Genomic DNA, 14,506 nt, shown 5'->3' on the forward strand with positions numbered 1-14,506 from the left:
GATGATTCCCACCGCACAACAGCGCAACGGCCGGCCGACCGGGCTTCTCGCCCGGGCGGTCGGCTGCGTCGGCGCCGCCGTACTGGTCTGCGTCCTCCTCGCCGCGATTCTGGTGGTCTGGCTTTTCGCCCACTTGCACCATGTCACGCGGAACCGTGAACGCAACGCACACGCCGCCGTCGTCACCACGGCTGAGAAGCTCAGGATGCGGCTCCTCGACGCCAACTCCGACGGCGCACTCACCAGGCACGAAATCGACATGGTCCTGAACCACAGACCGGCCGTCCGTTCCCTCCGGCGGGAAAAAACACGCACCGTCCTGGTGGTAGAGATCGGCGCGTCAGACTGGGTTCAGTGCTACTCCTACACCGCGCTGCCCACCGGTGCCGTGAGCAGCGCCCCTCTCAAAGTCTGTCCGCCCTCCTCCACCTTGATAAGACCGGGCCCCTGACGGCTCTCTCCCACAGCGCAGAAAGAATAGGCGCCGCGGCGACGGCCACACCCTGGCGGACTGCCAACGGTTCGGGGAAAGATCGTCCACGTGCCGTGGTGCACGCCTCACCCGGCTCCTCACCCTACGAGCCGTCAAGTGCCCGTGTCCGGATGGAGTCGATCGCGTCTCGTCGCCGCCGAACGCGCCCGGCGGCATGCGAGGCGGAGGCGGCCTGACCGCAATCTGGGGCAAGTCGTCGCCCCCTTCAGCCGGCGTCAGCCCCTCAAGGACGATGACTGTGTCGAAGGTAGTAGCGGCCGTCCTCGGTGACCTCCACGGGCGCTTCCCTACCACTCCGACTGCCCCCTGACACCCCTCGATCAAGCAAGGCGTAAGCCGACCGCCAATCCCCCGGCACCCAGGCTGGGGGATACTCCTCACCAACTGCGAGCCGTTCGAACAGTGCGCGTTGCCGTCCATTCGGGTCAGACCGTCGATCCACGATCACCAGCCCACAGCGCACTCGCATGCCCTGTACAGAGCCGAAAGAGTGGCTCCTGCCCGTGGAAGTTCTCTGGGACCTTTCCTGGGACTTCCGGCCGCATCAGCCAGTACGAGCGTGAAACAACCGAAAGGTTATTCATGCAGGTCAACGACCTGCGACGGCCAGACATCGCAGGTCACGGCGTTGGCTGGTTCCTTCCGCGACATCTGAGGCGAGCCGCGGGGGGCGCCGCGGCACCGCGCGCCCCCTGCCCGCCATGGTCCGGCCCGACGGGCTCAGGCCCCCGCGTCGAGGTCCCGGAGCAGCCCGTAGGTGAACGTGTCCATCGGGCGCTCCTCGCCCGGGGGCACCTGGCTGACGTTGTTCGTCATCATCACCACCGCCACCCCGCTCTCCCGGCTGAACGCCGCGTAGCTGCCGAAGCCGCCGGTGCTGCCGTTGTGCCAGGTCATGGTGCGGCCGCTGGGCAGCGGGCTGAGGTGCCAGGCGAGCCCGAGCCGCAGGTCGCGGCCGGCGGTGAAGTGGGGCCGCTGGGTCAGTTCGATGGCGTCCCGCAACGGGGAGCGGCCGGGGCGGAGTTGGGCGGCCAGGTAGCGCAGCATGTCGTCGGCCGTGCTGTAGATCGAGGTGCCCGCTCCGCTGAGCACGCGATCGTGCCAGTCGGGCACCGGCGTGCCCTCGAGGTGGCCGACCGCCTTGCGGAGCAGCATGTCCGGCCGCAGTGTCGTCGTGGTGTCGGTCAGCCGCAGCGGAGCGGCCACCCGGTGCCGCAGCATCTCGTCCACGCGGTCGAAGGCGAGTGCCTGGCCGAGGAGTCCGAAGCCGAGGTTGGAGTAGGCGTACTCGGTGCCCGGTTCGGTGGCGAGGGTGGTCTTGCCGAGGCCCTCGGCCAGGTCGTCCAGGGTGTAGTGCGCGTACGGGTCGTACGGGTTGGCTCCGTCGAGGAGGTTCGGCGGCAGCTTGGGCAGGCCGGAGGTGTGGGTCGCCAGATCGGCGAGGGTGATGCGGTGGGAGCCCTCGCGGGGTATGGGGAACCGGGCGGGCAGGGTGAGGGGTGCGCCGAGGCGCGTCTCGCCCGCGGTGACGGCGAGGGCGAGGGCGGTCGCGGTGAGCGTCTTGCCGATCGAGCCGAGCTGGAAGACGGTCCGGCCGTCCGGCGTCCGCCTGCCCTTTGCGGCCGCGCCCGCCACGTACGTCCGTCCGCCCCGGATGACGCCGCACACCGCGCTCGGAGCCCCGGCGGCCAGCACCTGGTCCAGGGTGCGCCGCACCCGTGCGGGCAGGGTGTTGTCGGCCGCGGCGGCGGTGCCGGGCAGCAGTGCGGCGCCCGCGGCGGCCGCCGTGGTGAGAAGCGTGCGTCGGTTCATGAGTCATTCCCCCGTTGTCGGATTGCCAGGTGGCACCACCGCGGACAGCAGCACGAGCAGCGGTACGACCCGGCCCGCGGGCACCTGGTAGTGGCCGCGCCCCTCGGCCTGGAGCCAGCCGGCCGCCGTGAGCTGTTTGAGGTGGTGGTAGAGCTGGCCGGTGGTGTTCAGCCCGGCGGTCTCCTGCAGTTCGGCCGCGGAGCGGGTGCCACCCAGGACGGCGCGCAGCAGGGTGAGCCGCACCGGGTGGCCCAACGCGGCGTAGGACGCGGCGTGTTCGGACCAGTCCGCGCCCAGCAGGCCGTCCGTCGTGGCGCCCTGCTGCCATTCGTAGCGCCGGCCGGTGGGCAGCTCGACCGCGCCGGTGAACAGCACCTGCCCCTGTCCCGTGATCCGCCGGCGCAGCCCCTCCAGCGCCCAGAACACCTCGCTCCGGGGGGAGTCCGGTGCTTCGGACTCCAGCCGCGACACCCGTTCTTCGAGTGCGGCGACCCGCTCGTGCAGGGACTCGTCGGCCATGCGCGAGAGATTACGTTATTCCGGAATAACGGAGCCAGGGGTTGTCAGGGCAGCACCGCGATCCCGTCGAGTTCGACCATCGCCTCCTCGTCCCACAGCCGGACGACGCCGATGACCGCCATCGCCGGATAGTCGCGGCCGGCCATCTCCTGCCAGATCCGGCCGAGTTCGGCGGCGTACTCACGGTAGGCGGCGACGTCGGTGGCGTAGACGGTCAGCCGGGCGAGGTCGGCGGGGCTGCCGCCGGCGGCCTGCAGCGCGGTGAGCAGATTGGTGAGCGCCCGGCGGAACTGGGCGGGGAGGGTGTCCCCGACGACCTTGCCGTCCTGGTCCAGCGCCGTCTGACCGGCCAGGAAGACCAGTTGTCCGCCGGTCGCGGTGACGGCGTGGCTGAATCCGGCGGGCGGGGACAGCTCGATGGGGTTGATCCGGTGCAGGGGTTGGGAGTTGCCGCCGGTTGAAAGACCGTGCGAAGAGCTGGAAGGGAACGGGAGTTCTTGCATCGTATGCGTGACCTCTTCGGGGCGGTGCTCGTTGGGTGCAGTAACGGAGAATTTCCGGGGGGCGTAGGGGGTGGAAAGTGGGCGGGCTGCGGGAGATGGCTGCGCCGTTCGTGGCACCAGGCCCCGCCGGAGTGGCCATCCGCGCCGGCCTCAAGGGTCTGACCGGACAGGACGAAAAGGTCCTGCGCCTGGTCGGTGACTGGCTGGGCTCCCTGGTCTCCCGGGACTGGAAGGCCCGCTGTGCGGCCGGGCTGGACCATGACAGTGACCAGTGGGCGCAGCGTAAGCGGGCTTTGACCGGACAGTCCTCCTCTCGGTGGGCGGGCAGTATCACCAAGGCCACGCATGATCAGTGGGCGTTGGCCCGTCGCGGTCAGCTCGCGTTTATCCAGTCCCTTGAGGCTGGTGTCCATACGATCGCTCGTCGGCTGTCGCTGCCGGTCGCGGCGAAGGGGTCCCGGGGCTTGCCGGGTGGTTACCGCTCCCGGCAGGAGTGGTTCGCCAAGTCCCGGCGTCTGCACCTGCTCCAAGACCGGCTGGAGCGGGAGCGGGCCGACCGTGAGACCGGGCGCGTACGCGTGGTGCGCGGCGGCAAGAAGCTGCTGCGCAACCGGCACCACCTCCAAGCCGCCCAACTGACCGAGGCCAAGTGGCGGGTGCGGTGGGAGGCCGAGCGCTGGTTCCTCCAGGCCGACGGCGAGTCCGGCAAACGGTACGGGAACGAAACCATCCGGGTCAGCCTCGGCGGTGAGGTGAGCATCAAGCTTCCCGAGCCGCTGGCCGGGCTGGCGAACGCATCCCACGGCCGGTATGTGCTGGCGTGCCGGGTCGGCTTCCGGCACCGGGGCGAGCAGTGGGCCGACCGCATCACAGCCCACCGCCCCGTGGCCTATCGCATCCACTTCGACGTGGATCGGGACCGCTGGTACCTGACCGCATCCTGGCAGCTCCCGGCGGTCACGACGGTGCCGTTGGAGGCGGTCCGGTCCGGCGGGCTGATCGGCGTCGACATGAACGCCGACCATCTGGCGGCCTGGCGGCTGGATGTCCATGGCAATCCGGTCGGCGAGCCTCGCAGGTTCGACTACGACCTGTCCGGCTGTGCATCGCACCGGGACGCGCAGGTGCGGCACGCCCTGATCCGCCTCCTGCACTGGGCCAAACGCCACAGGCTGGCGATCGCGATCGAGGACCTGGATTTCGCATCGGAGAAGACTCGCGAGAAGCACGGCCGCAGGAAGCGGTTCCGCAAGCTGATCTCCGGCATGCCCACCGCCAAACTGCGGGCACGGCTCGTGTCGATGGCCGCCGAGTTCGGCATCCTTGTCGTCGCCGTGGATCCCGCCTACACCAGCCGCTGGGGCGCCCAGCACTGGCAAAAACCCCTCACCAGCAAAAACAGGAAAACCACACGCCATCACGCGGCAGCGGTGGCGATCGCAAGGCGCGCCCTGGGGCACCCGATCCGGCGACGGACGGCACCGCCCCCGCACGACCAGAGAGATCGTGCGGGGCATCGGACCGTCCAGGCCACATCGGTGGCTCCGGGGCGTGAGGAAACCCGTCCCCGCATTCCCGGACCATGGACACGATCCGCCGGCGCCGAACGCGGAGCGAAAGCGGGCGACCAGGGTGCCCACAACCGTTCGGGGCACCCGGCTGAGCACGAGTCCTGGCACCAGGACTCACTCCCGCTCAGTCACTAGGAACGGTTCGGTCATCGGTACAGCTCCTTCGCGATGATCGTGCGCTGAACCTCGGTGGCGCCCTCGTAGATCCGGGGCGCGCGCACCTCACGGTAGAGGTGTTCCAGCGGATGGCCACGGCGCAGTGCGCGGGCGCCGTGGATCTGGACGGCCGCGTCCACGACGTACTGCGCGGTCTCGGTGGCCAGCAGCTTGGCCATGGCCGAGCGCCGGGCGATGCCGGGCTCGCCGTCGTCGTAGGCGGCGGCCGCCGCGTAGACGAGCAGCCGGGCGGCCTCGGTGCGGGTGGCCATCTCGGCGAGCTGGTGCGCGACGGACTGCAGGTCCTTCAGGGGCCCGCCGAAGGCGGTGCGGCTTCCGGCGTGCGCCAGCGAGGCGTCCAGCGCCGCCTGCGCCATGCCGACGGCGAACGCGCCCACGCTCGGCCGCAGCAGGTTGAGGGTGCGCATGGCGACGCGGAAGCCCGCGTCCGGCACGCCCAGCACGTCCTCGCCGGTGACCGGGACGCCGTCGAAGACGAGGCGGCCGATGGGGTGCGGGCTGAGCATCTCCAGGGGCTCGCCGCCGAGTCCGGGGCGGTCTGCGGGCACCAGGAAGGCGGTGACGCCGCGTGAGCCCGCGCCCGGTGTGGTGCGGGCGAAGACGGTGGTGACGTCGGCCTCGGGCGCGTTGGAGATCCAGCACTTCTCACCGGTCAGCCGCCAGCCCCCGGCCCCGTCCCGGTCGGCCCGCAGGGTGAGCGCGGCCGCGTCCGATCCGGCGTCCGGCTCGCTCAGCGCGAAGGCGGTGACGGTGCGTCCGGCCCGGATCCCGGGCATCCAGCGCTCGTACGTCTTCTCGCCGCCGGACAGCACGATCGGGTACGCGCCGAGCCCCTGGAGGGCGAGCGCGGTCTCGGCCTCCGTGCACTCCATGGCCAGCGACTCGCGCAGCAGGCACAGGTCGAGCGCCCGGACCGGCCCGTCCTCCGGGAACAGCCGCTCCAGCAGGCCCAGTTCGCCCAAGCAGGCGGTCAACGGACGGTTGATCCGTCCCGGCGTACCGGCGTCCGCGAGGGGGCGCAGGTGCTCGCGGGCCAGCGCGCGCAGCCGCGCGCACCAGCGCCGCTGCTCCGGATCCAGTGCGAATGACGGCATCGGGGCCCTCCCTCGGCGCGACCCTTTTCGCGACTGTCGCGGGATATTGACTGTCGTCACCATCACGTTACGCTGACGAAGCGGCTTCAGACAGCCATCCGGCAGGCACATCGGGCAGGCAGGGGGCGCATCCTCGATGGAGCTCAGGCCTTCGGCACACCTCGACACCTTCGCCCGCGACCACCTCCCGCCCGCCGACCAATGGCCCGGGCTCCTCCTCGACCTGCCGGGGCCACGCCGCCCCGACCGGCTCAACTGCGGTGCCGAGTTACTGGATCGCACCGTCGAGCGGTACGGCCCGGAGCGGACCGCCGTGCACGACGGCTCCGGCACGGTGTGGACGTACGGGCACCTCCTCGCACACGTCGACCGCATCGCGCACACCCTCACCACTACCCTCGGCGTCGTCCCCGGCAACCGGGTACTGCTGCGCGGCCCCACCTCCCCCTGGCTGGCCGCCTGCTGGCTGGCCGTCATGAAGGCGGGCGCGGTCGCGGTGACCGTGCTGGCCGCCCAGCGGTCCCGCGAACTGGCCACCATCTGCGACATCGCCCGGGTCGGGCACGCGCTGTGCGACGCGCGGTGCGCGGACGACCTGGTCAGGGCCGGGGTGCCGGGGCTGCGCACCCTCACCTTCGGCGGTACCGCGCCCGACGACCTGCTGCGGTTCGCGGCCCGCGCGCCCGCGTCGTACGAGGCCGTGCCGACCTCCGCCGACGACGTCGCCCTCATCGCCTTCACCTCGGGAACCACCGGGCGGCCCAAGGGCTGCATGCACTTCCACCGCGATGTCCTCGCCATCGCCGACACCTTCTCGGCCCAGGTACTGCGGCCCACCCCCGACGACGTGTTCGCGGGCAGCCCGCCGCTCGGCTTCACCTTCGGCCTCGGCGGCCTCGTCGTCTTCCCGCTGCGCGCCGGGGCGTCGACGCTGCTGACCGACCGGGGCGGGCCGGACCGGCTGCTCGCCGACATCGCCCGGCACCGGGTGTCCGTGCTGTTCACCGCGCCGACCGCCTACCGGGCGATGCTGAACCGGCTGCGCACCGAGCCCGCGGCGTACGACCTCTCCTCGCTGCGCCGCTGCGTCTCCGCCGGGGAGAACCTGCCCGCCGCCATCTGGCACGACTGGCACCGGACCACCGGGCTGCGCATCATCAACGGCATCGGCGCCACCGAACTGCTCCACATCTTCCTGTCCGCCGCCGACGACGCGATCCGCCCGGGGACGACGGGCGTCCCGGTCCCCGGCTTCGAGGCCTGCGTCGTAGACGCAGGCCTGCGCCCCGTCCCCGACGGCGAACCGGGCCTGCTCGCCGTGCGCGGCCCGACCGGCTGCCGCTACCTGGCGGACGAGCGCCAGCGCTCTTACGTACGCGACGGCTGGAACCTCACCGGCGACACCTACATCCGCGACCCGGACGGCTACTTCCGCTACGTGGCCCGCGCCGACGACATGATCATCTCCTCCGGGTACAACATCGCGGGCCCCGAGGTCGAGGACGCCCTGCAGCGCCACCCCGACGTGGCCGAAGCCGCGGTCACCGGAGCGCCGGACACCGAACGCGGCACGATCGTCGTCGCCCATGTGGTGCTGCGCGCGGGCGTTCCGCGGACCGAGGAGACCGTGGCCGCACTCAAAGCCTTCACCACCGCCGAACTCACCCCCTACAAATGCCCGCGCCGCTTCGTCTTCCTCGACGCGCTCCCCCGCACCGCCACCGGCAAGCTCCAGCGCTACCGCCTCCGCGACAGCGCTCTACAGTGACCCCGTGAACGGCCAGCACACCCCCCGCTCCCTGATCGTCACCCACTACGGCGCGTACGGGCGCGGCACCGCCGACCGCCCCGCCGGGCCGGTGCCCGTCGCCGCCCTCATCCGGCTGCTGGGCGCCGTCGGCGTCGACCCGCCCTCGGTGCGCTCCGCCGTCTCCCGCCTCAAGCGGCGCGGCCTGCTGGTCGCCGACCGCACCGCGGCCGGGTCCGCCGGGTACGCCCTGTCCGCCGACGCCCGCCAGCTCCTCGACGACGGCGACCACCGCATCTACCCCCGCCCCGCCCCCGGGCCCGACCGCTGGCTCCTCGCCGTCTTCTCCGTCCCCGAACAGGAGCGCAACAAGCGCCACCTGCTCCGCTCCCGCCTCTCCCGCCTCGGCTTCGGCACCGCCGCCCCCGGCGTCTGGATCGCCCCGGACCGCCTCTACGACGAGACCCGCCACACCCTTCAGCGCCTCGGCCTCGCCTCCTACGTCGACCTCTTCCGGGGCGACCACGCGGGCTTCACCCCCACCGCCGAGGCGGTCCGCCGCTGGTGGGACCTGGACGAACTCGCCGCCCTCCACCACGCGTTCCGCACCGCCCACGAGCCGGTGCTCACCCACTGGACGCACCACACCCCCACCCCCGAAGCCGCCTACCGCGACTACCTCCTGGCCCTCGACTCCTGGCGCCACCTCCCCTACGCCGACCCCGGCCTCCCCCCATCGCTCCTCCCCGCCGACTGGCCCGGCGCCCGCGCCGCCACGGTCTTCGCGGCGCTCCACGACCGGCTGCGCGACACGGGCGCGGAATACGCGGAGGCGGTGCTGCGCGGCGCGGCGGTGGGACCGGCCTGATGGCACTCGCGGCCCCGGGTTTCGCCCTCCCCCTGCCGGCCCGGGCTTCCCTGCCCTGCACCGCCGCCGTGTCCCCGGTCGGCCGCGTTGCCCGGGCGGGCCGTTCGGGCTGTGCCGGCGGCACGGCCTGAAGGTGCTGGGCGGCCTCGGCCGCGGTGCAGGAGGAGGTGAAGGTGAACGCCCGGGACGAATGTCGGCCATCCCTTCTAAAGCGATTGCCTTAATAAGTCAGTCGACTTACGGTGATCGCAGGTCCCCGACACCGGAGGAGTCCCCCCATGACGGAAGCCGTCCCCGACTACCCGTTCGAGCAGCCGAACCTCCTGGAGCCCCCGCGCGAGTGGGCCGAGACGCGGGCCGCGTGCCCCGTGGCACACGTGCGGATGCCCAGTGGGGATGTGGTCGGTCTGCTGACCGGGTACGAGGAGATCCGCGGGCTGCTGACCGACCCGCGGTTCAGCCGCAACCTCGACCGCAAGGGCGCCGCGCGCATGGCGACCACCGACGACGGGGGGATGTTCAGCCGGCCGTCCCCGGGAGAGGTGGACAACAAGGAGGGGCCGGGGCACCGGCGGTGGCGGCGGCTGATCAGCCGCGCGTTCACGGTGAAGAAGATGGAGGCGTGGCGGCCTCGCGTCCAGGAGATGGCCGACGCGCTGGTGGACGACATGATCGCCAAGGGGTCGCCCGCGGATCTCCGCGCGGCGCTGGCGCTCCCCCTTCCGGTGCAGGTCATCTGCGCGCTGCTCGGTGCGCCGAGCGAGGACCAGGACAGGTTCGCGCACTGGTCGGAGGTACTGCTGACGCTGACGCGCTACACCCAGGCCGAAGTGGACGAGGCACAGCGGGATTTCCACGCCTACGCGTCGGATCTCGTCGAGCGCAAGCGGGCGCGTCCGGGCGAGGACCTGCTCAGTGAGCTGACCCAGATCTCCGACAGCGAGGACGGGCGGCTCAGCCACGACGAGCTGATCTCCACCGCGGTCGGCCTCCTGCTGGCGGGGCACGAGACCACCTCCAACATGATCCTGAAGATGACGGCGATGCTGCTGTCCGAGCGGGAGCGCTACGAAGCCGTGGTCGCCGCCCCCGGGCTGGTCCCCGGTGTGGTGGAGGAAGCGCTGCGGATGGACACGAACGGCGGCGTGGGCATCCCCCGGTTCATCACCGAGGACACGGAGGTCGGCGGGGTGCCGGTCGCCGCCGGGAGCACGCTGTTCGTCAATCTGCACGCCGCCAACCGGGACGGGCGCAAGTTCCCCGAACCCGACCGGTTCGATCCGCGCCGCGAGAACAACGCCCAGCACCTCGCCTTCGGCGCGGGACCGCACTTCTGCGTCGGGCAGACCCTCGCGCGGGTGGAACTCCAGGTGGTGCTCGGCACGTTCGTCAGGATGCTGCCGGAGCTGCGGCTGCGGGAGTCCGCGGAGAACCTCCGCGCCCGCGAGGGAGTCGCGGCGGGCGGTTTCGAGGACCTGTGGGTCACCTGGTGAGGGCCGGCGAGGAAGGTACCATGAAGATCACTGCTGACCAGGGAGTCTGCTGCGGCAGCGGGATGTGCGTGCTCAGGGCCGACCAGGTCTTCGACCAGCGTGAGGAGGACGGGATCGTGGTCGTGCTGGACGACGCTCCGCCTCCGGAGCACTTCGACGCCGTCCGTGAGGCCGCCTCGGTGTGCCCGACCGGTGCCATCCGGCTGACGGAATGACCCTCCCAGCGGAATGACTCTCCCCCGTCCGGCTGCCCCGCCCTCTCCCCGCTCGGTGCTCGCGCGGGACAAACTGATGCGCACCGCCGAGCGGCTCTACGCCGAGCGCGGCTTCGCGAACGTCTCGGTCAGGCAGATCAGCGAGGCAGCCGGCCAGCGGAACAACTCCGCGGTGCAGTACCACTTCGACAGCCGTGACAACCTCATCAAGACGATTCTGTCGAACCACACCGCGCTCGTGGAGAAGCACCGCATCGCCATGGTGGAGGCGCTGCGCGGGCAGGACGCCGTGTCCCTGGAGGAGCACTACCGCTGCCTCATCCTGCCGACCGTCGAAACCCATATCGAAGCGGGCACCCCCACGTGGCGCGCCCGCTTCTTCGCCCAGGCGCTCGTCGAACCGGTGTTCCGCGACTACGTCCTGCGGGAGCATCTGGACAGCCCGTCCCTGCGTCTCCTGGACGAGATCGGCGCCATCCGCCGGGGCGACATCCGCCCCGATCTCTTCGCCCGGCACGCCGCCATGGTGCGCCAGCTCTCGGCGCACGCCTTCGCCGAGCTGGAGTACGACCTGGCGAACGGCCGTATCGACCCCGCCGCGGCGGTGGATTCGTGGCGGGTCCTGGGCCGGGACCTGATCACAGCGCTGTGCGGGCTCAGCACCGCCCTGCTCGGTCCCCTGTGAGGTTCTGGAGCGCGAGCCGGGGCCGGGGGGCGTCGGTGCGGCCGGTGGGGGGTTTCCGGCTGCCCGCCTGGTACGGGAGGGGCCAGGGGGCGGCGGGGCCGGTGTAGTCCTGGTCGGCGGCGGCGTGCAGGGTCCAGTGGGGGTCGTAGAGGTGGGGGCGGGCGAGGGCGCAGAGGTCGGCGCGGCCCGCCAGGATGAGGGAGTTGACGTCGTCCCAGGAGGAGATGGCGCCGACCGCGATGACGGGGACGCCCAGTTCGTTGCGGACGCGGTCGGCGTAGGGGGTCTGGTAGGAGCGGCCGAAGTCGGGGGTCTCGTGGGGGACGACCTGGCCGGTGGAGACGTCGATGGCGTCGGCGCCGTGGGCGGTGAAGGCGGCGGCGATGGCGACGGCGTCGTCCGCCGTGGTGCCGCCGTCGGCCCAGTCGGTGGCGGAGACGCGGACCGTCATGGGTCGGTCGCCGGGCCAGACGGCGCGGACCGCGTCGAAGACCTCCAGGGGGTAGCGGAGGCGGGCGTCGAGGGAGCCGCCGTAGCCGTCGGTGCGGTGGTTGGTGAGCGGGGAGAGGAAGCTGGAGAGCAGATAGCCGTGGGCGCAGTGGAGTTCGAGGAGGTCGAAGCCCGCGCGGACGGCGCGTTCGGCGGCGCGGACGAACTGGTCGCGGACGGCGGCGAGTCCGGTGGCGTCGAGGGCGTGCGGGGTCTGGCTGACGCCGGGGCGGTACGGGAGGGGCGAGGGCGCGACGAGGGGCCAGTTGCCGTGCGGGAGGGGGAGGTCGATGCCCTCCCACATCAGCCGGGTGGAGCCCTTGCGTCCGCTGTGGCCGAGCTGGACGCCGACGGCCACCCCCGGCGCGTGGGTGTGGGCGAAGTCGGTGACACGGCGCCAGGCGGTTTCGTGGGCGTCGGTGTAGAGACCGGTGCAGCCGGGGGTGATACGGCCCTCCGGGCTGACGCAGACCATTTCCGTCATCACCAGCCCGGCCCCGCCGAGCGCCCGGCCGCCGAGGTGGACGAGGTGGAAGTCGCCGGGGGTTCCGTCGTGGGCGGCGGAGTACATGTCCATGGGGGACACGACGACGCGGTTGCGGAGGGTGAGGCCACGGAGGCGGAAGGGGGTGAACATGGGCGGGGTGGCGGCGGGAACGGCGGCCTCCCGCTCCACCGTCTCGACGAATTCCGTATCGCGCAGCCGCAGGTTGTCGTGGGTGACGCGGCGGCTGCGGGTGAGGAGGTTGAAGGCGAACTGGCGGGGCGGCTGGTCCAGATACAGCTCCAGGTTCTCGAACCACTCCAGGCTGGCGCGGGCCGCGCGCTGGGTGGATTCGACGACCGGGCGGCGTTCGGCCTCGTACGCGGCGAGCGCGTCGGGCAGGGCGGGGTGTTCGTCGAGGGCGGCGGCCAGGGCGAGGGCGTCCTCGACGGCGAGTTTGGTGCCGGAGCCGATGGAGAAGTGGGCGGTGTGCGCCGCGTCCCCGATGAGGACCGTGTTGCCGTGTGACCAGCGCTCGTTGACGACCGTACGGAAGGCGGTCCACTGGGAGCGGTTGCCGCGCAGGGGGTGGCCGCCGAGGGCGTCGGCGAAGAGCTCGGCGCAGCGCTCGGTGGACTCGCGTTCGGTGCACAGGTCGAGTCCGGCCCGTCGCCACACCTCTTCCCGCGTCTCGATGATGACGGTGCTGGCGTCCGGCTCGTACGGGTAGCCGTGGAGCTGCATGACGCCGTGTCCGGTCTCGGCGATCTCGAAGCGGAAGGCGTCCAGGGCGATGTCGGCGGCGAGCCAGATGTAGCGGCAGCGGTGGGTGGTGAGGTGGGGGCGGAAGGCGTCGGCGTGGGCCTGGCGGGTGGCGCTTCCCGCCCCGTCGGCCGCGATGACCAGGTCGTACGTGCGTGACAGCTGCTCGGCGGGCGGCGCCTGGGTGTGGAAGCGGAGCCGTACGCCGAGGGCCTGGCAGCGTTCGTGGAGGATGCGCAGCAGCCGGCGGCGACCGAGGGCGGCGAAGCCGTGGCCGCCGGAGGTGAGCACATGGCCGCGGTGGGCCACGTCGATGTCGTCCCAACGGACGAACGCGTCGCGGAGGGCGGCGTAGACGGCCGGGTCGGCGTGTTCGATGCCGCCGAGGGTCTCGTCGGAGAGGACGACGCCGAAGCCGAAGGTCTCATCCGGGCCGCCCCGCTCCCAGACGGTGATCTCGCGCCGCGGGTCGAGACGGGCGAGCAGAGCCGCCGCGTAGAGGCCGCCGGGGCCGCCGCCGACGACGGCGATGCGCAGGGGGCGGCCGGGAGAGGGGGCGGGCGCCGTGGTCATCGGCCCTGCCACCGGGGGGCGCGGCCGGCGGTGAACGCGGCGTGGAACTCGGCGTAGTCGGCGCCGGTCATCAGCAGCGCCTGGGTCGACGCGTCCATCTCGATCGCGGCGGACAGCGGCATGTCGAGTTCGGCGGTGAGCAGCGCCTTGGTCTGGGCGAGGGCGAGGGAGGGGCCATCGGCCAGCCGCCGGGCGAGCGCCGCCGCTTGCGTCCCGGCCTGTCCCTCGTCGGCCAGCACGCTGATCAGTCCGATGCGCTCGGCCTCGGGGGCGCGGACCGGTTCGCCGAGCATCAGCAGCCGGGTGGCGTGGCCGAGCCCGACCACGCGGGGCAGCAGATAGGCGGCGCCCATGTCGCCGCCGGAGAGCCCGACCTTGGTGAAGAGGAAGGAGAAGCGGGCCGACGGGTCGGCGACCCGGAAGTCGGCGGCGAGCGCGAGGACGGCGCCCGCGCCCGCGGCGGCGCCGTGCACGGCGGCCACCACCGGGAAGGGGCACTCTCTCAAGCCGCGGACCACCTGCCCGGTCATCCGGTTGAAGTCGAGCAGCCGGCGGGTGTCCATGGCGAGGGTGGCGCCGATGATCTCGTCGACGTCGCCGCCGGAGCAGAAGCCGCGGCCCTCACCGCCGAGCACCAGGGCGCGTACGGAGCCGTCGCGGGCCAGCTCGGCGAGGAGGTCGCGCAGATCGGCGTAGGCGCCGAAGGTGAGCGCGTTGAGCTTCTCGGGGCGGGCGAGGGTGACGGTGGCGACGCCCTGGTCGAGGGTGAGGCGCAGATGCCGCCAGTCCTCGGTGCGGGGCGCGGAACCGGTGAACGGACTCATGGGGGCCATGGCCTCCTTCAGCCGGACGGCTGGGTCTGCCTGGTGCCTGCCCTTTGAAGTTATCACCGGTACGTGACCGTCGTCACGAGTGCGCGATAGGGCGGATGTGTGATCGGGGAGGACATAAGTCCTCCCAAGAGTGGTCCATGGCCCCTTCCGGCACTATCGTCCGCTTCATACCGTCAAGGGCTGCGGTG

The 14,506-nt window shown here is 72.0% G+C and carries 13 protein-coding genes; 7 read left to right on the forward strand and 6 right to left on the reverse strand.

Features of this window, described 5'->3' with window-relative positions; all coding sequences use genetic code 11:
* Position 1: 1 nt before the first annotated feature.
* Positions 2–451, forward strand: coding sequence for a hypothetical protein (locus ASC60_RS11730; RefSeq protein ID WP_055549658.1), 450 nt, complete (start codon positions 2–4; stop codon positions 449–451).
* Positions 452–1,213: 762 nt separating this feature from the next.
* Here the strand turns inward: ASC60_RS11730 and ASC60_RS11735 are convergent.
* From ASC60_RS11735 to ASC60_RS11745, 3 genes are read right to left on the reverse strand one after another with little or no spacing between them, the layout of a single operon-like run.
* On the reverse strand, positions 1,214–2,305 hold the full coding sequence (locus tag ASC60_RS11735; RefSeq protein ID WP_055549662.1) for a serine hydrolase: 1,092 nt from the start codon (positions 2,303–2,305) through the stop codon (positions 1,214–1,216).
* A 3-nt stretch (positions 2,306–2,308) separates the two neighbouring features.
* A complete protein-coding gene (locus tag ASC60_RS11740) occupies positions 2,309–2,824 on the reverse strand; it encodes a helix-turn-helix transcriptional regulator (protein WP_055549666.1) in 516 nt (171 codons plus the stop codon).
* A 44-nt stretch (positions 2,825–2,868) separates the two neighbouring features.
* Positions 2,869–3,327: a RidA family protein gene (locus ASC60_RS11745; protein ID WP_234356899.1), complete on the reverse strand. Its 459-nt coding sequence runs from the start codon at positions 3,325–3,327 to the stop codon at positions 2,869–2,871.
* A gap of 77 nt (positions 3,328–3,404) precedes the next feature.
* On the opposite strand from ASC60_RS11745, the gene ASC60_RS11750 reads away from it, so the two are divergent.
* Positions 3,405–5,033 carry an IS200/IS605 family accessory protein TnpB-related protein gene (locus tag ASC60_RS11750; RefSeq protein WP_055549668.1) on the forward strand — a complete coding sequence of 543 codons (1,629 nt, stop codon included), beginning with the start codon at positions 3,405–3,407 and terminating at the stop codon, positions 5,031–5,033.
* 11 nt (positions 5,034–5,044) lie between these two features.
* Here ASC60_RS11750 and ASC60_RS11755 read toward each other — a convergent pair whose 3' ends face one another.
* Complete coding sequence (locus tag ASC60_RS11755) at positions 5,045–6,169, reverse strand: acyl-CoA dehydrogenase family protein (protein ID WP_055549670.1); 1,125 nt, start codon at positions 6,167–6,169, stop codon at positions 5,045–5,047.
* A gap of 136 nt (positions 6,170–6,305) precedes the next feature.
* Here ASC60_RS11755 and ASC60_RS11760 point away from each other — a divergent pair, with 136 nt between their 5' ends.
* The 5 genes from ASC60_RS11760 (at position 6,306) to ASC60_RS11780 (ending at position 11,177) form a co-directional block, all read left to right on the forward strand.
* Complete coding sequence (locus ASC60_RS11760; RefSeq protein ID WP_055549672.1) at positions 6,306–7,937, forward strand: AMP-binding protein; 1,632 nt, start codon at positions 6,306–6,308, stop codon at positions 7,935–7,937.
* Between the two features lie 4 nt (positions 7,938–7,941).
* Positions 7,942–8,784 (forward strand): PaaX family transcriptional regulator C-terminal domain-containing protein, encoded by an 843-nt coding sequence (locus ASC60_RS11765; RefSeq protein ID WP_055549674.1) that lies wholly within the window; start codon positions 7,942–7,944, stop codon positions 8,782–8,784.
* 278 nt (positions 8,785–9,062) lie between these two features.
* Entirely contained in the window at positions 9,063–10,277 is a 1,215-nt protein-coding gene (locus ASC60_RS11770; protein WP_055549676.1) for a cytochrome P450, read from the forward strand.
* A gap of 20 nt (positions 10,278–10,297) precedes the next feature.
* Positions 10,298–10,492: a ferredoxin gene (locus ASC60_RS11775; protein WP_055549678.1), complete on the forward strand. Its 195-nt coding sequence runs from the start codon at positions 10,298–10,300 to the stop codon at positions 10,490–10,492.
* 13 nt (positions 10,493–10,505) lie between these two features.
* Positions 10,506–11,177 carry a TetR/AcrR family transcriptional regulator gene (locus ASC60_RS11780; RefSeq protein WP_055549680.1) on the forward strand — a complete coding sequence of 224 codons (672 nt, stop codon included), beginning with the start codon at positions 10,506–10,508 and terminating at the stop codon, positions 11,175–11,177.
* On the opposite strand, the gene ASC60_RS11785 is transcribed toward ASC60_RS11780, so the two are convergent.
* Both ASC60_RS11785 and ASC60_RS11790 read right to left on the reverse strand, forming a co-directional pair.
* A complete protein-coding gene (locus ASC60_RS11785; protein ID WP_055549682.1) occupies positions 11,149–13,485 on the reverse strand; it encodes a bifunctional salicylyl-CoA 5-hydroxylase/oxidoreductase in 2,337 nt (778 codons plus the stop codon). The genes ASC60_RS11780 and ASC60_RS11785 overlap by 29 nt on opposite strands.
* Entirely contained in the window at positions 13,482–14,309 is an 828-nt protein-coding gene (locus ASC60_RS11790) for an enoyl-CoA hydratase family protein (protein ID WP_055549684.1), read from the reverse strand. The genes ASC60_RS11785 and ASC60_RS11790 overlap by 4 nt, the downstream gene beginning before the upstream one ends.
* Positions 14,310–14,506: the final 197 nt, after the last annotated feature.

Origin of the sequence: Streptomyces sp. NBRC 110028, from assembly GCF_001417735.1 — a bacterium.
Classification (GTDB): Bacteria; Actinomycetota; Actinomycetes; order Streptomycetales; family Streptomycetaceae; genus Streptomyces.